At 65.1% G+C, this 19,503-nt stretch carries 16 protein-coding genes, 1 pseudogene and 2 riboswitches; of the genes and pseudogenes, 6 read left to right on the top strand and 11 right to left on the bottom strand.

Annotated elements, in window-relative coordinates:
- From AC1DF4_RS16555 to gcvP, 4 genes are all read right to left on the bottom strand, one after another.
- A partial coding sequence (locus AC1DF4_RS16555) for a PLP-dependent aminotransferase family protein (protein ID WP_476913896.1) occupies nt 1-531 on the bottom strand: 531 nt, incomplete at its 3' end.
- Nucleotides 528-911, bottom strand: a complete 384-nt coding sequence (gene gcvH / locus AC1DF4_RS16550; protein WP_476913895.1) for a glycine cleavage system protein GcvH — start codon at nt 909-911, stop codon at nt 528-530. The genes gcvH and AC1DF4_RS16555, both read right to left, overlap by 4 nt.
- Nucleotides 912-986: 75 nt before the next feature.
- Complete coding sequence (gene gcvT / locus AC1DF4_RS16545) at nt 987-2,114, bottom strand: glycine cleavage system aminomethyltransferase GcvT (protein WP_476913894.1); 1,128 nt, start codon at nt 2,112-2,114, stop codon at nt 987-989.
- Nucleotides 2,115-2,124: 10 nt separating this feature from the next.
- Entirely contained in the window at nt 2,125-4,977 is a 2,853-nt protein-coding gene (gene gcvP / locus AC1DF4_RS16540; protein WP_476913893.1) for an aminomethyl-transferring glycine dehydrogenase, read from the bottom strand.
- A 54-nt stretch (nt 4,978-5,031) separates the two neighbouring features.
- Nucleotides 5,032-5,138: riboswitch (glycine riboswitch) on the bottom strand.
- A gap of 1 nt (nt 5,139) precedes the next feature.
- A riboswitch (glycine riboswitch) is annotated at nt 5,140-5,237 on the bottom strand.
- 447 nt (nt 5,238-5,684) lie between these two features.
- On the opposite strand from gcvP, the gene AC1DF4_RS16535 reads away from it, so the two are divergent.
- From AC1DF4_RS16535 to AC1DF4_RS16515, 5 genes are all read left to right on the top strand, one after another.
- A complete protein-coding gene (locus tag AC1DF4_RS16535; protein WP_476913892.1) occupies nt 5,685-6,290 on the top strand; it encodes a helix-turn-helix domain-containing protein in 606 nt (201 codons plus the stop codon).
- Entirely contained in the window at nt 6,283-7,023 is a 741-nt protein-coding gene (locus AC1DF4_RS16530) for a B3/B4 domain-containing protein (RefSeq protein ID WP_476913891.1), read from the top strand. The genes AC1DF4_RS16535 and AC1DF4_RS16530 overlap by 8 nt, the downstream gene beginning before the upstream one ends.
- 120 nt (nt 7,024-7,143) lie before the next feature.
- Entirely contained in the window at nt 7,144-8,001 is an 858-nt protein-coding gene (locus AC1DF4_RS16525; RefSeq protein ID WP_476913901.1) for an EamA family transporter, read from the top strand.
- 148 nt (nt 8,002-8,149) lie between these two features.
- Nucleotides 8,150-9,046, top strand: a complete 897-nt coding sequence (locus AC1DF4_RS16520) for a dihydrodipicolinate synthase family protein (RefSeq protein ID WP_476913890.1) — start codon at nt 8,150-8,152, stop codon at nt 9,044-9,046.
- On the top strand, nt 9,024-10,085 hold the full coding sequence (locus AC1DF4_RS16515) for an MFS transporter (RefSeq protein WP_476913889.1): 1,062 nt from the start codon (nt 9,024-9,026) through the stop codon (nt 10,083-10,085). Before AC1DF4_RS16520 ends, AC1DF4_RS16515 begins: the two co-directional genes overlap by 23 nt.
- Nucleotides 10,086-10,217: 132 nt before the next feature.
- Here the strand turns inward: AC1DF4_RS16515 and AC1DF4_RS16510 are convergent, their stop codons facing one another.
- From AC1DF4_RS16510 to AC1DF4_RS16500, 3 genes are read right to left on the bottom strand one after another with little or no spacing between them, the layout of a single operon-like run.
- The gene (locus AC1DF4_RS16510) at nt 10,218-10,937 is read right to left on the bottom strand and encodes a GntR family transcriptional regulator (RefSeq protein ID WP_476913888.1); all 720 of its coding nucleotides are present in this window, start codon (nt 10,935-10,937) and stop codon (nt 10,218-10,220) included.
- 52 nt (nt 10,938-10,989) lie between these two features.
- Nucleotides 10,990-11,859, bottom strand: coding sequence for an HpcH/HpaI aldolase/citrate lyase family protein (locus AC1DF4_RS16505; protein ID WP_476913887.1), 870 nt, complete (start codon nt 11,857-11,859; stop codon nt 10,990-10,992).
- Nucleotides 11,856-12,422 (bottom strand): MaoC family dehydratase, encoded by a 567-nt coding sequence (locus AC1DF4_RS16500; RefSeq protein ID WP_476913886.1) that lies wholly within the window; start codon nt 12,420-12,422, stop codon nt 11,856-11,858. The genes AC1DF4_RS16505 and AC1DF4_RS16500 overlap by 4 nt, the downstream gene beginning before the upstream one ends.
- A gap of 186 nt (nt 12,423-12,608) precedes the next feature.
- On the opposite strand from AC1DF4_RS16500, the gene AC1DF4_RS16495 reads away from it, so the two are divergent.
- Nucleotides 12,609-13,784, top strand: a complete 1,176-nt coding sequence (locus AC1DF4_RS16495) for an acyl-CoA dehydrogenase family protein (RefSeq protein ID WP_476913900.1) — start codon at nt 12,609-12,611, stop codon at nt 13,782-13,784.
- 300 nt (nt 13,785-14,084) lie between these two features.
- Here the strand turns inward: AC1DF4_RS16495 and AC1DF4_RS16490 are convergent.
- The 4 genes and pseudogenes from AC1DF4_RS16490 to AC1DF4_RS16475 all read right to left on the bottom strand — a co-directional run.
- Nucleotides 14,085-15,550: pseudogene (locus AC1DF4_RS16490) on the bottom strand (carboxyl transferase domain-containing protein); the annotation flags it as partial.
- A gap of 383 nt (nt 15,551-15,933) precedes the next feature.
- A complete protein-coding gene (locus tag AC1DF4_RS16485) occupies nt 15,934-17,235 on the bottom strand; it encodes an MFS transporter (protein WP_476913885.1) in 1,302 nt (433 codons plus the stop codon).
- Nucleotides 17,236-17,335: 100 nt separating this feature from the next.
- On the bottom strand, nt 17,336-18,148 hold the full coding sequence (locus AC1DF4_RS16480; RefSeq protein ID WP_476913884.1) for an enoyl-CoA hydratase/isomerase family protein: 813 nt from the start codon (nt 18,146-18,148) through the stop codon (nt 17,336-17,338).
- Nucleotides 18,138-19,499 carry an MFS transporter gene (locus AC1DF4_RS16475; RefSeq protein ID WP_476913883.1) on the bottom strand — a complete coding sequence of 454 codons (1,362 nt, stop codon included), beginning with the start codon at nt 19,497-19,499 and terminating at the stop codon, nt 18,138-18,140. Before AC1DF4_RS16475 ends, AC1DF4_RS16480 begins: the two co-directional genes overlap by 11 nt.
- Nucleotides 19,500-19,503 lie beyond the last annotated feature (4 nt).

Here is a 19,503-nt window from a genome sequence, read left to right as displayed (position 1 = left end):
CACCTCGGCCATGTCGATCCGGTGGTCCTCTTCGCGGACCTGGTACGGGATGACGTTGTAGAGGCGGCCGGAGAAGTTGATCTTCATGCCGTGGGTGAGGTGCCCGCCGTGGGCCAGGTTCAGGCCCATGATGGTGTCGCCCGGACGGATCAGGGCGTGCATCACGGAGGCGTTGGCCTGCGCGCCGGAGTGCGGCTGGACGTTGGCGTACTCGGCGCCGAACAGGGCCTTGACCCGGTCGATGGCGAGCTGCTCGATGACGTCGATGTGTTCGCAGCCGCCGTAGTAGCGCTTGCCCGGGTAGCCCTCGGCGTACTTGTTGGTCAGCACGGAGCCCTGCGCCTGCATGACGGCCCTGGCGGTGTGGTTCTCCGAGGCGATCATCTCCAGGCCGTCCCGCTGGCGGGTCAGCTCGGCGTCGATCTTCGCGGCGATCTCCGGATCCAGCGCGGACAGGTCCGCGTCCAGGGAAGGGGAGACTACCTGCTCGAAGCTGACGGTGCTTGTGCCTGCGGCCGCCGCGGCGCTCACAGTTCGCCACCGTTGGCTTCGGCGTATTCCTGCGCGGACAGCAGCGGACCCTCATCGGTCACGGTGACCTTGAAGAGCCAGCCGGCGCCGTAGGGGTCGCTGTTGATCACTGCCGGATCGCTGACGACGCCGTCATTGACTTCCGTGACCTCACCGGTGACCGGGGAGTACAGGTCCGAGACGGACTTGGTGGACTCGATCTCACCGCAGGTCTCCCCCGCGGTCACGGTGGAGCCAACCTCGGGCAGGTCCACGTAGACGATGTCGCCCAGGGCATCGGCGGCAACAGCGGACACACCGATTACGGACGGGCCAGAGCCATCAATGGCGATCCACTCGTGCTCGGCGGAGTATTTCAGTTCAGCGGCAACCTTGGCCATTTGTGTGTTTCCTTAAGTTTTGGAGTGCAATGGTGAGAGGGCATGGGAGAGGTGGTACCGGACTCAGTGAGGTCTTTACTTCTGTCGCTTGTAGAACGGCAGAGCGACGACTTCGAAGGGTTCTGCTTTGCCGCGCAGATCGATGTCCAGGGCGGTGCCCAGTTCGGTGACCTCGACGTCGACGTAAGCCATGGCGACCGGGTAGCCCAGGGTCGGGCTGGGCTGGCCGGAGGTGACTTCTCCAACCACGTTGCCGTCCTTCAGGACTGGGTAGCCGCCACGGCCGGCACGGCGGCCGAGACCCTTCAAGCCGACCAGCTTGCGCTTTGAACCGGCCTCCTTGTCTGCTTCCAGGGCGGAGCGGCCCACGAAGTCGCCTTCCTTGCTCTTGAGTGCCACAACGGGGCCCAGGCCGGCGTCGAACGGTGAGCGCTCGAGGGACAGCTCGTTGCCGTACAGCGGCATGCCGGCTTCGAGGCGGAGAGAGTCGCGTGAGGCTAGGCCGCACGGGACAATGCCGAACTCAGCCCCCGCTTCGGCGACAGATGCCCACAAGGGGGCAGCGGCGTTGTTGGCTACAAAGAGCTCGAAGCCGTCCTCGCCGGTATAACCGGTGCGCGCCAGAATGACGTCGTGGCCGGCCACGGTGAGCTCGTTGAACGCGTAATACTTCAGGTCGGTGACAAGCGCGTGCTGGGCCTCATCAGTCAGCTTGAGCAGGATGGCCTCAGCCTTGGGACCCTGCACGGCTACGAGGGACATCTCCGCGGAGACGTCCCCGACAATGACGTCGAAGCCACCGTCTTTGCCGGAACGGGCCCGTTCTGCCAGGGCAGCAGCGACGGTGGGTGCGTTGCCCGCGTTGGGGACCACCAGGTACTTCTCGTCACCGAAACGGTAGGTGATGAGGTCATCGACGATGCCGCCGTCGGCGTTGCAGATGAGTGAGTACTTGGCCTTGCCATCGGCAATGGCGGAGAGCTTGCCTACCAGGGCGTAGTCCAGGAACGCACCGGCTTCCGGGCCAGTGACCCACACTTCGCCCATGTGGGACAGGTCGAACAGGCCAGCGGCGTTACGGACGGCGTGGTGTTCGGCCAGCTCGGAGCTGTACTTCAGGGGCATCTGCCAGCCACCGAAATCGGTGAAGGAGGCGCCGAGTTGCTTGTGCTCTTCGTAGAGAGCCGTGTACTTCTCAGACATGTCGGGATCCTTAGTTTTCAAACTCGGAAAGCGGCGGGCAGGAGCAGATCAGGTTCCGGTCGCCACCGGCGCCGTCGATCCGGCCGACCGGGGGGAAGTACTTGTCCTGCTTGAGGTGGTGGACCGGGAAAGCGGCCTGCTCCCGCGGGTACTGGCGGGTCCAGTCAGAGGACACGACGGCGGACGCGGTGTGGGGTGCGTTGCGTAGCGGGCTGTCCTCGACGGTGAAGTCACCGGCGGCTACTTGGTCGATCTCGGCGCGGATGGTGATCATCGCGTCGATGAAACGGTCGATCTCCGCCAGGTCCTCGGACTCGGTGGGCTCCACCATCAGCGTCCCTGCCACCGGAAACGCCAAGGTGGGGGCGTGGAAGCCGAAGTCGATCAGGCGCTTGGCCACGTCTTCCGCGGTCACGCCGGTCTTGGCCGTCAGTTCGCGCAGGTCCAGGATGCACTCGTGCGCCACGAGACCACCTTCGCCGGTATAGAGGACGGGGAAGTACTCGTTGAGACGGGCGGCAACATAGTTAGCTGCCAGGAGCGCGGACTTGGTGGCCTCGGTCAGGCCTTCGGCGCCCATGAGCTTCACATACGCCCAGGAGATCGGGAGGACGCCTGCGGAGCCGAAGTTGGAGGCCGAGATGGCCACGCCGTGACCCTCTTCGTGGGCTGCCTTGTTCGCGTCCCCTGGCATGAAGGGTGCCAGGTGGGCCTTGGCCGCGACCGGGCCGACGCCTGGTCCGCCGCCGCCGTGCGGGATGCAGAAGGTCTTGTGCAGGTTCAGGTGCGAAACGTCGCCGCCGAACTTACCCGGCTGCGCCAGGCCCACGAGGGCGTTGAGGTTGGCGCCGTCCACGTACACCTGGCCGCCGGCAGCGTGCACTGCCTCGCAGATTTCTGTGACGTCGGCGTCGTACACACCGTGCGTAGACGGGTAGGTGATCATGATCGCCGACAGACCGTCCTTGTGCAGCTCGATCTTGGCGTTCAGGTCAGCGTGGTCGATGGTGCCGTCCGGAGCGGTGGCCACCACAACAACCTTCATCCCGGCCAGGACAGCGGACGCGGCGTTGGTGCCGTGCGCGGAGGCCGGAATCAGGCAGACGTTGCGCTGGGCATCACCGCGGGAGCGGTGGTAGCCGCGGATGGCCAGCAGGCCCGCGAGCTCGCCCTGGGAACCGGCGTTCGGCTGCAGGGAGACTTGGTCGTAGCCGGTGATCTCGGCAAGGTCAGCTTCCAGCCCGCTGATCAGTTCGCGCCACCCGACGGTCTGGGATTCCGGGGCGAACGGGTGAATGGAGGCGAACTCCGGCCAGGATATGGCTTCCATCTCCGCCGTGGCATTCAGCTTCATGGTGCAGGAGCCCAGTGGGATCATGGTGCGGTCCAGCGCGAGGTCCCGGTCGCTCAGCTTGCGGATATAGCGCAACAGTTGGGTCTCGGAGCGGTGCGTGTTGAACACCGGATGCTGGAGGTACTCGGAGGTGCGGAGCACCGGTTCAGGCAGTTCAAAGCCCTTCGCTTCAGCAACCGGACCGGCACCGAAAGCGACGGCAATGGCGGAGAGGACCTCTGTCGTCGTGGTTTCATCAGCGGAGACGCCGATGGTGTCCGCGTCGATCCGGCGCAGGTTGATTCCACGAGCCTCTGCGGCCGCGATGACCTTGGCTGCCTTGCCGGGGACGCGGACGGTGACGGTGTCGAAGAAGGTCTCGGTGACCAGTTCGCGGCCGGCGATCTGGAGCGTGGTGGCCAGGGTGCGGGCGTTGTTGTGGACGCGCTCGGCAATGGCCTTCAGGCCGTCAGGGCCGTGGTAAACGGCGTAGAACGAGGACACGATCGCCAGCAGCGCCTGCGCGGTGCAGATGTTGGACGTGGCCTTCTCCCGGCGGATGTGCTGCTCACGGGTCTGCAGCGCCAGGCGGTACGCCGGGACTCCGGCGAGGTCCTTGGAGACACCGACCAGACGGCCGGGCATGGACCGCTCCAGGCCCTTGGCAACGGCCATGTAGGCCGCGTGCGGGCCGCCGAAGAATAGCGGGACGCCGAATCGCTGGGTGGAACCGACGGCGATGTCGGCGCCCTGCTCGCCGGGCGGGGTGATGAGGGTCAGCGCGAGCAGGTCAGCGGCGACGGTGACGAGGGCGCCGCGTTCCTTGGCATCGGCGATCACGGCGGTGTGGTCGAACACGCGGCCAGAGACGCCGGGCTGCTGCAGGACGATGCCGTTGATGACGCCCTCAGGCAGTCCCTTGGAGAGGTCGGCAACCTCGACCTCGAAGCCGAGGGCCTCGGCGCGGCCCTGGACGATCGCGATGGTCTGCGGCAGGCAGTCGGCGTCGAGGACGGTCTTGCCGTCGTGGGCCGTCTTGTTTTTGTTGGCGCGGCGCATCATCAGCACGGCCTCGGCGACGGCGGTGGCTTCGTCCAGCAGCGAGGCGTTGGCGATCGGGAGGCCGACGAGGTCCTGGACCATGGTCTGGAAGTTCAGCAGCGCCTCGAGCCGGCCCTGGGAGATCTCCGGCTGGTAGGGCGTGTACGCCGTGTACCAGGCGGGGGCTTCGAGGATATTGCGGCGGATCACGGCCGGGGTGACGGTGTCGTAGTAGCCCTGCCCAATCATCTGGACCGCGGTCTTGTTCTTGGCGGCAAGCCGGCGGAGCTCGGCAAGGACCTCGACCTCGCTGAGGGCGTCCTTGAGGGCCAGCGGCTTGGCCTGGCGGATGGAATCAGGGACGGCGACGTCCACGAGGCCGTCAACGCTGTCATAGCCCACGGCCTTGAGCATGGCGCCAATATCGGCCTGGCGCCGCGCACCAATATGCCGATCGGCAAAGGTTAAAGGGGACGACTGGATGGTCATGAAGGAACTCCATAATTCAGGTGGCGCATTGGGTGCGCCACATTGATTTGGGTTCCTCCCCGCTCTGTATTGGACCTGAGAGTTTCCGCGCCCCCTGCTGTTAGCAGGGTGACCCTTGCACCGTCGGTGAGTCCGAATATCCGGACTGCTTTCCAGAGTTGCCTTGCCGCGGCGGTACGTGGGCCTGAGAGATTCCTGGGGAGGATTTGCTCCTACGGCGCCTGCAGAACGTACCGGCAGGACTCTCCCGCCGCAGATCATCAGCACATGTCACTTGGTTGGTGACACGCCTCACACTTTAGCCTTTGCTCGGACAGGGACGCAAGAACCGACTCCGAATGTGTCTTTTGCCGAGCTGCGGTGAACCGCCACTAGGGAATTGCTGGCCACGTCAGAGAAATGGCATCGCCTCCCGCAGCCTCGCCAGCCGCTGGAAGCACCTCGTGGATCCACCGGCCCCCTGACATTCACCGCCATGGGCCTTCAGCCCGTGGACTCATTCGGCGGAGTCCGTCGTCGGGCGAGCAACTGAAACTGGCCCCAAACGGTGACGATCGTGACGGTCGAAAAACGAGCCACGGTTACAGCTATCCCGTGGGATCAGGGGGAGCCGCATGCGCTGCCCCATAAGACGATGAGGGACCGCGAGCTGGACAGCGCATTTAGGTGTTCTAGATAATGCACTCACAGTGCACTATGATGCACTTATGGATCAGAGTACAACGAGCTTGGCGCTGGCAATTGGCGCCCGGGTTAAGCAGGAGCGGCAGTCGCGGGGCTGGACGCTTGATCAGCTGGCGGAGTCTGCAGGGGTAAGCCGCAGGATGGTCGTCAACGTGGAGCAGGGTGCCGCGAATCCCAGCGTGGGAACGCTGCTGAGGATCAGCGACGCGCTCGGTGTGGGGCTGCCGGCGTTGGTCGAGCCGCCTCGGCAGAAGCCGGTGAAGGTCACCCGCAGTGGTGAGGGCGCTGCGTTGTGGAATGGTGAGTCCGGGGGTCGCGGGGTGTTGGTGGCCGGCACCGAGCCGCCGGACGTGGTTGAACTGTGGGACTGGACCCTGGGTCCCGGTGACCGTCATGTGAGCGAGGCCCACATGCCCGGCACCAAAGAGCTTTTGCAGGTCCAGCAGGGCACGGTCATGGTGGAGGTCGCAGGCCAATCGGTCACCCTCGAAGCAGGCGACGCGGTGACGTTCCCGGGCGACGTGGCACACTCTTACTCCAATCCGGGCACGGAACCGGCCAGGTTCTCCCTGGCCGTCTTCGAACCGGGCGTAGGGACAGGACACCGGCCGGAGGCGTCCGATGCCTGAGCAGGGCATGCTTCAGGAATTCCTTGACGGCGGCCGGGTTGACGCCGCCGTGTTCGCGCTCCGGCCCGACTACCGGGCCTTGCTGCTGGCCGTGGACGGACTCGTCCCGGGCCCGAGCGACCAGGCCGGTGACAAGATGCTCCAGGCGGCGGCGACCGCAGCCCGCGAGTTGCTCGGCGACCGGCCAGTCGAGCAACTCCCGCACGTGGCTGCTTGGCGGCAGGCTTACCAGGGCTTCGGAGCCAAACCGAACCGCACACGCAACAGCCTGGAGGCGCTCCTGCGCCGTGCGGTGTCCGGGCTGCCCCGGGTGAACCGTCTCACCGATCTCTATAACGCGGTCTCGGTGCTCCACCAGATCCCGCTGGGCGGGGAGGATCTCACCCGCTACATCGGTGCGCCACGGCTGGTCCGCGCCACCGGCAAGGAACCCTTCGATACCGCCGCCGACGGCGCCGCGGTGATCGAACACCCGGAACCCGGCGAGGTCGTGTGGTGCGACGACGCCGGAGTGACCTGCCGGCGCTGGAACTGGCGCCAGACACGCCGCACCCAGCTCGGCGAGGACACCACCTCCGCGCTGTTCATCCTCGACGCGCTCGAACCCATATCCGACGAGGCGCTCCACGCCGCAGCCGAGGACCTGCTCGCCCGGCTGACCCGGCTCGGTCCCGACGTCAGGGCCGCCCGCCGCCTGATAACCGCCGCCACAATCATCGATGAAGGACACTGACATGCTCATCCGCTCCCGGCCACGCGCGATCGGTGACCGGCAGCCCCGAAAGGGCCAGCCGTGAGCCAGCGCGTCCCCAACAATGTTCCCGTGCCGCCGTGGGGGCTAGCCGTGGCCGCCATGCTCTCCGTCCAGCTGAGCTCGGCCCTATCAGTAGATCTGATTGCAACGGTGGGGCCGGCCGGAACCGCCTGGCTCAGACTCAGCGTGGGAGCACTCATCTTCCTGGCCATCGCCCGACCCCCATTGCGCACGCTACGCCGCCACGACGTCCCCGTTCTCCTGGGGCTGGGCGTCGCCACCGGACTGATGACCATCGCCTTCCTCGCCTCCATCGAACGGATCCCGCTCGGCACCGCCGTCGCGATCGAGTTCCTCGGTCCGCTGACCGTCGCCGCGGTGCGCAGCCACAGCGCACGGGCGCTTATCTGGCCAGCCCTGGCGCTGCTCGGAGTCGTCCTGCTGACCGAACCCTGGGCCGGCGACATCAACCTCGCCGGTATCGGCTTCGCAGGACTCGCGGCCATCGGATGGGCCGCCTACATCGTGCTCACCCAACGGATCGGCGACCGCTTCACGGGCATCGGCGCACTTTCACTCACCGTTCCCGTCGCCGCCGCCACGGCAGCTGTCGTCGGCATCCCGCAGTCCGCAGGACACCTCAACCTCGGTATCCTCGCCGCCGCCTTCGGACTGGCCGTCCTGATGCCGGTGCTGCCGTTCGTTCTCGAGATGCTCGCCCTGCGCCGGATGACGCCCACCGCGTTCGGTACCCTAATGGCCCTCGAACCGGCCATCGGCGTGCTCCTCGGGCTGCTCGTGCTGCACCAGCAACCCTCGCTCACCCAATTCGGCGGCATCACGCTCGTCGTCCTCGCCGGCGCCGCCGCGCAACGCGGCGGCCGACGGCAACCGCACACCCGCGAACCCGCCGCCGCCCGCACCGACCCCGACCTCATCGGCCAAGGACCAAAGTAGGCCACAGTCCTCCAAATAGGCGCGTCCGACAGAACTGTCGCTGCGCGGGAAATACCTGCTGACAGTTGCCCCCGCAGATCAGCCCGCCCAGCAGCGGCAGGTGGCTCAGACTTTGCTTCCCCGCTATTCAAACAAAGGAGTTATACCCATGTTCACCGGCTTGAGCGCCTTCCCCCTGACCCCTCTGGCACATGATGCTGTTGACGAGCATGCCTTCGTTCGTCTGATCGAACGGCTCTCGGAGGCGAAGGTTGACTCCATCACCGCGCTCGGATCCACCGGCTCCTACGCCTACCTGAGCAGCGAGGAACGAAGCCGTGTCGCCCGTCTCGCCGTCGAACACGCCGTCGAAACACCCGTGTTCATTGGTATCGGGGCCTTGCGGACCTCACACGTCCTCGCGAACGCTGAAAAGGCAGAACAGGCGGGAGCGTCCGGGCTCCTGCTTGCTCCCATGACCTATCAACCCCTCACCGACGATGACGTGTTCGAACTCTTCCAAACCGTCACCGCGAACTCGTCGCTGCCCGTCATCGTCTATGACAACCCGGGCACCACCCACTTCACCTTCACGACCGAGCTCTACGGACGCATCGCGGAACTGCCCGGAATCGCTTCCATCAAAATCCCCGGCGTGCCGGCCGATCCGGCGCAGGCGCAGGCGCTGGTGCAGGAAATCCGGGCAGCCGTCCCTGCGCACGTGACCATCGGAGTTTCCGGTGACGCCAAGGCCGCCGCCGGACTGGCTGCCGGGTGCGATGCCTGGTACTCGGTCATTGGCGGCACTTTACCCGCCCTGGCGATGCGGATCACCCGGGCCGCCCTGGAAAGGCGGGTCTCCGAAGCGTCCGCCGAGTCCGAACGACTGGCACCGTTGTGGCAGCTATTTGCCGAGTTTGGCGGGAGTATCCGGGTTGTTGCGGCAATAGCGGAACAGCTGGGACTGGCATCACCATCGTGCCTGCCGCTTCCCCTCCAAGGATTGACCGAGAAGCAACGTGCCCGTGTTGGCAGGATTGTCGATGAGCTCGGGCTCAACCCGTAGCGCTGGCCTCGGCGTTCCCTGCAGGGAGGACCGCCGGGTAGGGGCGTTGGCCCGCTACGTCTTCGCCGCGACTCTGGTTCGCAGCGCCGACGGCGGCGCAGTAGTCGCCGTCGTGCTGCTCGCGAACGCCTGCGGGATGCCGGGCTGGCTGGCCGGACTCCTGGGAGCATCAATCACCGCACCCCACCTGCTCGGCCCGTTCATCGCACGACGCCTCGATAAAGCACGTGACGGACGCAAAGTGATCGCGTGCTCCGCCGTCCTCCACGGGTTGCTGCTTGCTGCTGCTGCACTGCTCCTGCCCGTCGCCTGGCCGGTCTGGCCAGCCATGCTGCTCGTTGCCTCGGGCATCTTCGGGCCGATGCTCACCGGCGGGATCAGTAGCCGCCTGCCCTCTATCGCCGGCCCCGGGCAGCGCAGCCAACGCAGAGCACAAGGCTGGGACGTCGCAAGCTACGGGCTCAGCGGCACCCTCGGCCCCGCAGCAGTGGCATGGATCGCGGCAGCCTCTGACGCACTCACCGCGACGCTGGTTCTGGCCGGAGCCGCCGTCGTTGGTGCGGGAGCCGTCCTCGCACTCCCCAGGCAAGAGCCACTCGACAAGGCAATTGACGTGCCGTCGCCTGGTCGAACACTGAGACTCATATGGAAACGCGGTCCGCTGCGCCGCACACTCGGGCTCACCGTGACCGTCGCATTCTCGGTCGCCGCGTTACCGATCTACGCCGTTGCCACAGCTCCCGCGCTCGGCGGGGCCGCAGCCGCCGGAACACTGGTCGCAGCCTACGGGATAGGAAATCTTCTCGGATCAGCAGCGCTTATGGTCCGGCCCCTTCGCCGCGACGCAGACCCTCTCATGAGCTCCCTCGCCGCACTCGTCGCGGCAGCACTGATACTGGTGATGCTTACTCCGGCACTCCCCGCATCCCTCATGGCCTTCTGCCTGGCAGGGATCGCCAACGCGATGTTCTTCGCGGCAACCCTCGCCGCGCGCAGTGAATACGCAGGTCAGCGCGTTCCTGTCCCGGGACATCCATAGGCGCCGCTTGCCAGGCACTGGGCATCCCCAGAGCCGTGACCAGGCGGCGTTGTCTACGTCCACTGTTTGGGCGTCGGTGGCTACCGAACCTTGGCCAAATCCGCTCAACCGCTATTTCTCCACTGAACGGGGTCAGGCGGAAGTGAAGCCCACGGCTTCAGTCTTTTCCGCATCCCTTTCCGCAGCTGCGACGCGCGCGTCGAAGTGGGCAGCCAGCAGCTCGCCGGCGTGGACGATGTGCTGGTGCATCGCGTCCCGGGCCGCCTCCGGGTCTTTGGCCTGGATGCCGTGGAGCAGTTCGGCGTGGTCCTCCATGGTGGCGCGGGGCCAGCCCGGGATGGAGGAGTAGAACTGCCTCGGGACGTACCGGGTGACCAAACCCAGAACCCAGACGGTCTTCCGGGAGTCGGCCATCAGGTTGATCTCGCGGTGGAAGGCGTGGTTCTTCTCTTCGAGCCGGTCGTGGTCATTTCGGGCGGCGGCCGCGATCAGCTCGTGGTGCAGTGCCTCTAGTTCGGCCACGTCCTGCTCGCTCGCGTTGGCCGCGGCCCGGGCGGCGAGTTCCCCGCCAATAAGGGCCTGGACCTGGAAAAGGTCCCGGATGTCCTGGCCGGTCAGCGGCGCCACGACGAACCCGCGCCGGGGCACCAGTTCCAGGAAGCCCTCCACCCGCAGGGCCTGCAACGCCTCTCGCGCTGGCGTGGTGGAGATTCCCAGGTCCTCGCCAATGGCCTCGGGACGGACCAGGGCCCCGGGCCGCAGCTCACCGGACATGATCAGGCCCCGGATATGGGCGGTCGCCTTCTCGCTCAATTGCGGGCGTGCGCTGCTGCGGGGACTGCGGCTGGTCATGGTCTGCGGCTCTTTCTGATCATTTTCCCACCCAACATACGGCAACCGGAGCCTAGCTGTACTGTTCCCTTCCCGCGCGCTGCAGGATCCGTTTGGCCCGCTCGGTCACGGGCCGGTCGATCATCTGGCCGTCCACCTGCACGGCGCCGCCTTCGGCACCGATCACGGACAGCGCCCACTCGACGTCGGCTTGGGTGGGTGCGAAGGCCCCGCGCACGGCGGGCAGCTGGGCCGGGTGGATGCACAGCTTGCCGCCGAAGCCGAAGTTCCGGGCGAGCCGGGCCGAGTCCGCCACCTTGCCGGCGTCCTTGATGTCGGTGGAGGGCGAATCCAGCGGCGCGGCTATGCCGGCAGCGCGGGAGGCGAGCACCAGCTGTGCCCGGGCGTGGTCCAGGAACCGGTCACCGCCGTCGGCATCGATGTCCAGGGCGAAGTCGATGGCGCCAAAAGCCAGCCGGGTCACGCCGGGCACCCGGGCCAGCTCCAGTGCGTTCACCACGCCGAGGGCGGACTCGACCAGCGGAACCAGGGCCAGGTGTTTCGGCATGTCCGCGCGCAGCTGCCGCAGGGCTCCGGCGCCTTCGGCCTTCGGCACCACGATGCCGAGCAGACCGGACCCCGGCGCCTCGGCACCAGCGAGCAGCGCGGTGGTCTCTGCGTCGTAATACTGGGACTCGACCGGGTTCACCCGTACCAGAGCCTGCACGCCGCCGGGGGCCAGAGCTTCCAGCACCGCGGCCAGCGCGCCGGCCTTGGCGTCCGGGGCGACGGCATCCTCCAGGTCGATGATCACGACGCCGGCACCCGCGGCGGCGGCCTTGGCGAACCGCTCGGGACGGTCACCGGGGACGAACAGGGCGGTGTCCGCGGAGGCCACGGTGTCCGCCCCGGTTGCGGCGGCGGCCTGCGCGGACGCGGTCACGCGAAGTCCCCGATCGAGGGCAGGGTGGACTCGTCCGGGCGGGCGGACTCGACGCCGGGCAGGTGGCCCTGCCGGTACACCATGAAGGTGCGGCGGTAGCTGATCACGATTTTGCTGTCCTGGTTGAAGCCCTCGGTAGCCACGGTCACCAGCCCCAGGTTGGGGCGGGAGTTGGATTCGCGGACGGCGAGGACCTTGGAGCGCGAATAGATCGTGTCGCCCTCATAGACCGGGTTGGGCATGCGGACCTCGTCCCAGCCTATGTTCGCGAAGACGTTCATGGACAAATCGATGGTGGACTGTCCCGTGACCAGTGCCAACGTGAAGGTGGAATTGACCAGCGGCAGGCCGAACTCGGTGCCCTTGGCGAAATTGGCGTCCACATGGGTCTTGGCCACATTCTGCGTCATCAGCGTGAAGGACTGGTTGTCCGCCTGGGTCACGGTCTTGCCGAATGGATGGTAGTAGATGTCCCCGGGGGAAAAGTCCTCGAACAAACGGCCCGTCCAGCCCTCTACTACCCGGCTCTCGTCCGCCGCTGCCTGCGTCGCTTCGTCGGTCATCACTGCTCTCCTTGGCTCAATATATTAATTGCTTCCCGCAAGCCTGGGCGTGACATCGGCCTATTGTCAAGGTTTTTGGCCACTTATGGATGTGACAGTTGCCTGTTGCCAATTGCTAATATATTGACGTATCGTCCAATCCCAGCGGGGACACAGGGTCGCCCGGACCGATTTCAAGGAGCAACGATGCCCACCCTGACTGCCGAATTGGAACAGCTGCGCGAGAAGACCCGCCTCCTGTGCGCGGGATTTCCGGACGAGTACTGGCGCGAAACGGACCGGAACCGCCGCTACCCCCAGGAGTTTGTGGACACGCTCACCGAAGCCGGCCTACTGTCCGCGCTGATCCCGGCCGAATACGGCGGCCTGGGACTGGGCCTGACCGAGGCTTCCGTCATCATGGAGGAAATCAACAAATCCGGCGGCCACTCGGCGGCGTGCCATGCGCAGATGTACACCATGGGCGCCCTGCTGCGGCACGGCAGTAACGCGCAGAAGCAGGAATACCTGCCGCAGATCGCCGCCGGCACCCTGCGGCTGCAGGCCTTCTCCATCACCGAGGACAAGGCCGGCTCGGACACTACCAGCATCGAGACCGCAGCCGTGCGCGACGGCGACGATTTCATTATCACCGGGCACAAGAGCTGGACCAGCCGGATCGAGGAAACCGACCTCGCGTTCGTCCTGGCCCGCACCTCGGCCAAGCCCGAGGGCAAGGGCTCGGACAAGACCCACGGCCTGACCTTGTTCCTGGTGGACCTGCGCCAGGTCCGCGAAGAACAAGCCGAATCCCTCAAAGTGGTCAAGGTCCGCACCATGTTCAACTACGCGACCAACCAGGTCTTCTACCAGGGCATGCGCGTGCCGGCATCGGCCGTGATCGGCGAGGCCGGCAAGGGCTTCCGCTACGTCATCGACGGCTGGAATGCCGAGCGCATCCTCCTGGCCTCCGAAGCCATCGGCGACGGCTATTGGTTCACGCGACGCGGGGTGGACTATGCCAACAGCCGCGAGGTGTTCGGCCGGAAAATCGGCACCAACCAGGGCGTGCAGTTCCCCATCACCGATGCCTACATGAAGGTCCGGGCCGCGGACATGATGCGCTATGAAGCCGCCCGCCTCTTCGACGCCGGCCAGCCCTGCGGGGCCGAGGCCAACATGGCAAAACACCTCGCCTCCGAGGCCAGCTGGGCCGCAGCCAACGCCTGCCTGGACACCCACGGCGGCTATGGATTCGTGGACGAATACGACGTCGAACGGAAGTTCCGTGAGACCCGCATGTTCCAGGTTGCACCCGTCAACAACAACTTGATCAAGAGTTTCGTGGCCACTAAAGTTCTCGGCCTGCCCCGGTCCTACTGACCGGTTGTGGACGCCCCCGCCAATCCATCTCGGTAGCGGGGGCAAACCCCTCATCAGCACCAGCCGGACGCGGAACCGGCGCCGGACCCGGGCGCACCAACGGGGCCAGCACCCAAAAGGGCTTGTGGAACAAAATGGCGCGGCAGGCACCTCCCCAATGCTCCCGGGCCGGCCACCGCCCCACAGACCGTCTTGCATCCGGCGGGATATGAGACAGTCCGGCGAGACAGTAGTGCCATCCCGGAACTCCACGGCACCGGGTGTCTTGCACCATGTATCCCAGCCTCCTGCCAGTTTTGGCTGGTCCTCGTACTGGGCTTTGATGGGGGCTTTGAAGGCTTCCTCGTCCTCGGCGGACCAGTCCTGGCCGGCGGCCTCGTACTGGTCGCGTTTGACGGTGGCCAGGACGCTGGAGGCCTGGTTGCCGCCCATCACCGATATCCGGGACGCCGGCCACATCCAGAGGAACCGCGGTGAGTAGGCCCGGCCGCACATGGAGTAGTTGCCGGCGCCGAAGGACCCGCCGATCACGACGGTCAGCTTGGGAACCCGGGCGGTGGCGACGGCGGTGACCATCTTGGCGCCGTTCTTGGCGATGCCGCCCTGCTCGTAGTCCTTGCCGACCATGAAGCCGGAGAGGTTCTGCAGGAAGATCAGGGGGATGCCGCGCTGGTCGCAGAGCTCGATGAAGTGGGCTCCCTTGAGGGCGGATTCGCTGAAGAGCACGCCGTTGTTGGCCACGATCCCGACGGGGTGGCCATGCAGCTTCGCGAAGCCGGTGACCAGGGTGGTGCCGTAGTTCTTCTTGAACTCGTGGAAGCGGCTGCCGTCCACCAGCCGGGCGATGACCTCGCGGACGTCGTACTGCGCGTTCACGTCCACCGGAACCACGTCATAAAGTTCGTCCGGGTCCGCCAGCGGCGGCAGCACGACCCCGGCGATGTCCCAGGCGGGGGCGGCCGGCTGGGGCAGGGTGGCGACGATGTCCCGGACGGTCTGCAGGGCGTGCTCGTCGTTTTCGGACAGATGGTCCGTGACCCCGGAGATCCGGGAATGGACGTCCCCGCCGCCGAGCTCCTCCGCGGTGACGATCTCCCCGATCGCGGCCTTCACCAGCGGCGGCCCGCCCAGAAAGATCGTGCCCTCGTTGCGGACGATCACCGTCTCATCGCTCATCGCCGGGACGTACGCGCCGCCGGCGGTGCAGGAGCCCAGCACGGCGGCGATCTGCGGGATCTTCGCCGCCGACATCCTGGCCTGGTTGTAGAAGATCCGGCCGAAGTGCTCCCTGTCCGGGAAGACCTCGTCCTGCCTGGGCAAAAACGCGCCCCCGGAGTCCACCAGGTAGATGCACGGCAGCCGGTTCTCCAGCGCGATTTCCTGGGCCCGGAGGTGCTTTTTGACCGTCAGCGGGTAGTACGTGCCGCCCCTGACCGTGGCGTCGTTGGAGACCACCAGCACTTGGCGGCCGTGCACCAGCCCGATCCCGGCGATCACCCCGGCGCCGGGGGACTCATCGTCATAGATGCCGTGGGCGGCCAGCGGCGCGATCTCCAGCAACGGGCTGCCCTCATCCAGCAGCCGGTCGATCCGCTCCCGCGGGAGCAGCTTGCCCGCGCCACATGGCGCCGGCGGGACGCCTCGGGCCCGCCCAGCGCCGTGGCCGCGAGCCGTTCCTTCAGCTCCCGGGCCAGGCCCAGCTGGGCCTCCCGGTTCGCGGCAAGGGCGGAGCTTGCCGCGTCCACGCTGCTCGTCATTGTATTCATGTGTCCTCTTTCCAGTGTCGGGTGGGCAGATCCGGGGATCAGCACCAAGTCGTTAGGCCAGACTGCGTTGGGCGGTGGCGGTGGTGTGGTTTCGCTGTCGAGTCCGGTGGGGAGCCTGACGTAGTCGATTCTTTCCAGTGCCGAGGGGTCGACGGAGAGGATTTTGCAGGCCAACCCGACGAAGAACCACTGGACGGCGGGTTGCTCAAGACGGCCGTGTGGTTCGATACCTGTGGGCCACGCCGGTGCCCATTCCATGATGGCCAACTGGGCCACGCGTTGGCCGGGTTCCAAAACTTGGGCGAAGTGCCCAATGGCATCGGGGGACGAACGGCCCCTCGGACAGAGACGTGAATGGCCGCCTCCAGACGCACAGCCCGGCCTCAGCTGTCGTTGCCATTGCTGCCACCACCAAGGGGGAGGACGTCTTTGGCCCGTCGGTCCATGTGGGTTTGTGGTCCTGTATGCCGGGCCGGGATGTGAGTTCGCGCTTCAAGATTCCCTTTTCGGTTCAGGGCGTGCATTGAGACCGCGCCTACCACCGGTCCGACCGCCAGCAGCAGGAAGGCGTATTTCCAGCCCAGAAGATCTGCAAGCATTGGCACGATTTGAATGGTAATCACAGTCACGAAGAATCCAATCGCTGTCTGAGCGGTGAGGGCTGTGCCGAGATAGCGGCTATCCGAGATTTCGCTGAGCGCTGTAGAAAAGACTCCGGAGTCCGCAATGGCAGATGCCCCCCAAATCAAGGTGAAAGCTAACATGGTCGGCCAAGGGGCCGAGAACATGACCGGCGAGACCAGGCAGCATGTGCCGCTAACGGCTAGTGCGGCAACCGCGGTCGGTGCCCTTCCGAAACGATCCGAGGCCCATCCTCCGAACAGGCAGCCGGCGACACCCGCTATGCCTATCGCTGCGAACAGCCAGAGTCCTATTCCCGAATCGCGAGACTCTGCTTCGCTGCCTTGGCTAGCCATAATGAAAGACGGAAGCCATGTCCACAGGGCATAGAGCTCCCACATATGGCCAAAGTATCCAAGATTCACCAGCCTGGAGCCGCGGTCCCGGAAGATCTCAAGCAGATGTTTGGGCTTGAGCCGGACGGGGTTCGCATTAAGGTACGGTCCCTGCCGGACGCCCAGCAATGCCATGAGGGCGCCAGTCCCGGAGATAATTGCGGCCGTACCCATGACGTATTCCCATTTCAGGAAGCCAAGCCCGCTGATCAAGTGGGGCAGAGCGGATCCGAGGGTCAGCGCCCCCAGTAACAGACCGAACGCCATTCCGCGACGGGCAGAGGGCGACCATGACACCATCAACTTCATGCCCACCGGATAGATCCCTGCCAGGAACAGACCGGTGAGGAACCGGAGCGGTATGGCTGAGGAGACGGTATGGACAACGAGAGCGAGAACCCCCGTGCACGCAGCTGCACAGAAACCACTCAACGCCAATAGCAGATGGGGCGCCATACGGTCTGCGAGATTCGTCAGGGACGAAACTATGGCCCCGACCACAAACCCGATCTGCACCGACGCTGTCAGCCATACCGCCTCGGCCGAGGTCATCCCCCACTCCAACCGGAGAGTGGGAACTACGGCAGAGGCTGAGAACCAGACCGAAAGCGATAGAACCTGAACGAGCGCAATAAGTCCACGCTGCCGATTCCCTCTTGAGCCCAGCATTTTTCCTCACTCTGAATGACAGTCCGGCCAGAGACTGGGAAGCGGTTGATCGTCGCCCTGGCATCGGTGGCCCCACGCGAATCGGGGCCACCGACGTTAGCTAACCGAGGGTTTGAGTGGAACCGGCTGCTGCTGTGGCACGGGATCTGAACCTGCCGGCGTAGGCAGCGCCACTGGCTTGCGACTCCGGATCTAGATTTGCCGCCATGAGGGCAACCAACTCGTTGCGTTGACCGGAGAGAATGTCGTCCGATGCTTCCCGAATTTGCCTGACGGTCTCCATCAGCATGAGCGGTGAACGGGAAGCAATGACGGCCGCGACTTCTGAGACACGTTCTTCCAAACTTTCCGGTCCGACCACTTCGTTGAAGAACCCGCTCTCCTTGGCCTCGGCTGCCAACATTGGCCGTCCGGTGAGAACAAGATCGGCCGCCCGGGTCAGTCCTATGAGGCGCACGAGTCTGGGAAATCCACCCATGGAAAAGGGAGCGCCAAGGTCAAGCTCTGACACCCGAAGCGCTGCATCCGGAGACGCATACCTGAGCTCGCACAGCGCAGGCAGGACGAGGCCGCCTCCTACAGCGTGTCCATGGACTTGGGCGATTTTGACAACGGGGGCTCTTTCGATGTCGAGGAACATCTGCTGGAACTGGGAGTATTCCAGCAACCGATCCCTGGCAGTCTCGGCCCGCCACGGCGCACCAAGGTCGTGTCCGGCGCAGAATGATCTGCCTTCGCCGCTGATGATCATGACCTTCGCGTCGCTGCGGTAGGCGTAGTTCTTCACCGCGTAAGAAATGTCGCTGCCCATCTCCAAGCTGAGCGCATTGAGCCTCTCTGGCCTGTTCAGTCTGAGCCTGACAATGCCGTCATCGATGCTGACCAATACGTTTTCCAGGGTCTCAGCGTGCATTAGTCGCCTCCTCGGGAGAAGAGAAGACTGAGAGCTGAAGGTCTCTGCCGTTGGTTTCGGGTATTTTTTTGACAACGACAATGACGATGAGGCAAACGGCGATCAGGTAGAACGCCGGTGCAATATGTGATCCGGTTGTGTCCACCAGAATCTGGCTGATGAACGGCATGGTCCCGCCAAAGATTGCGTAGCCGAGGTTGTACGAGAGGCCAATACCCGTCGACCTCACACTCGTGGGAAAGAGTTCGTACAGCGTGACGTAGCCGCCACCCCCGAAGACCGCGACACCCACGGCAAGGAGCATCTGTGCTGCTACGGCGCCTGCGAACGTACCTGTGGTGCACAGGAAATAGGCGGGGAGCGCTGCTGCTGCGAGGTAAATGGTGCCGACCAACATAAGAGGCCGCCGTCCGACGCGGTCCGCGAGCTTACCGCAGGGGGGCAAAAGAACGACCACGGCGAGGACCGAGAGCGAAGTGCTCAGCATCGCCGGCACGGTGTCCATTCCTATGGTCTTTACCAGATAAGTGAACATGTAGCTGTGGACTGTATAAGCGCCAAGGGCCAGAACGCTAATGATGAGGCAAACGAAAACGATGGCTTTCTTGTGATGGGATGTGGCTTCACGGACTGGTTGCTGGGAAATCGAGCCTTCGTGAGCCAGGGCAGTAAATTCGTCTGATTCCTCCACCTTGAGTCGAATGATCAGCCCAACGACGGCCATGACGCCGCCGAGGATAAACGGGACCCTCCAAATTCCTTCGTTGTAGGCGGTTGTGCCGAAGACGCCATTCAGGCCGAGAATGAAAAAGCCAGCGAACGCCGACGGTAGAAAACTCGCAGCGAACGTAATGCCGATCCACAACCCTCGTTTCGACTTGGGCGCCGATTCGATGACGAGGGGCCCCATGCTGGAGGCCTCGCCTCCTGCTGAGAATCCCTGCACCAGTCGACAGATAAGCAACAATGCGGGTGCTGCCAAACCGATCGAGGCGTACGTCGGAAGCAGACCACAGGCCAACGTTGCTGCACCCATGATGAGGATAGTTATGGCGAGTACGTTACGCCGTCCGAGCCGATCACCGTACCGGCCACAGACGATGCCGCCGAGGGGACGCATCAGGAAGCCTGCCCCGTAGACCGCGAACGTACCCAGCACTGCGGCTGACGGGTTGTCCGAGGGGAAAAAGTTTACGGCAAGGACCGGCGCCAGTGCGGCGTAGACCAAAAAGTCATACCATTCGACGAACTGCCCGACGGCGGCGCCTCGGATAACGCGCTTTTCGCGGAGGCTCATGCCGGGCGAAGGGCTGGGTGTGAGGTCTTCCTGGGCCTGTGATGCTGTGGTCATCCAC

This window comes from Arthrobacter sp. 05N429, from assembly GCF_056397045.1.
The sequence above is the reverse complement of the archived record's forward strand: the minus strand, read 5'-3'. Positions and strand labels throughout refer to the sequence as shown.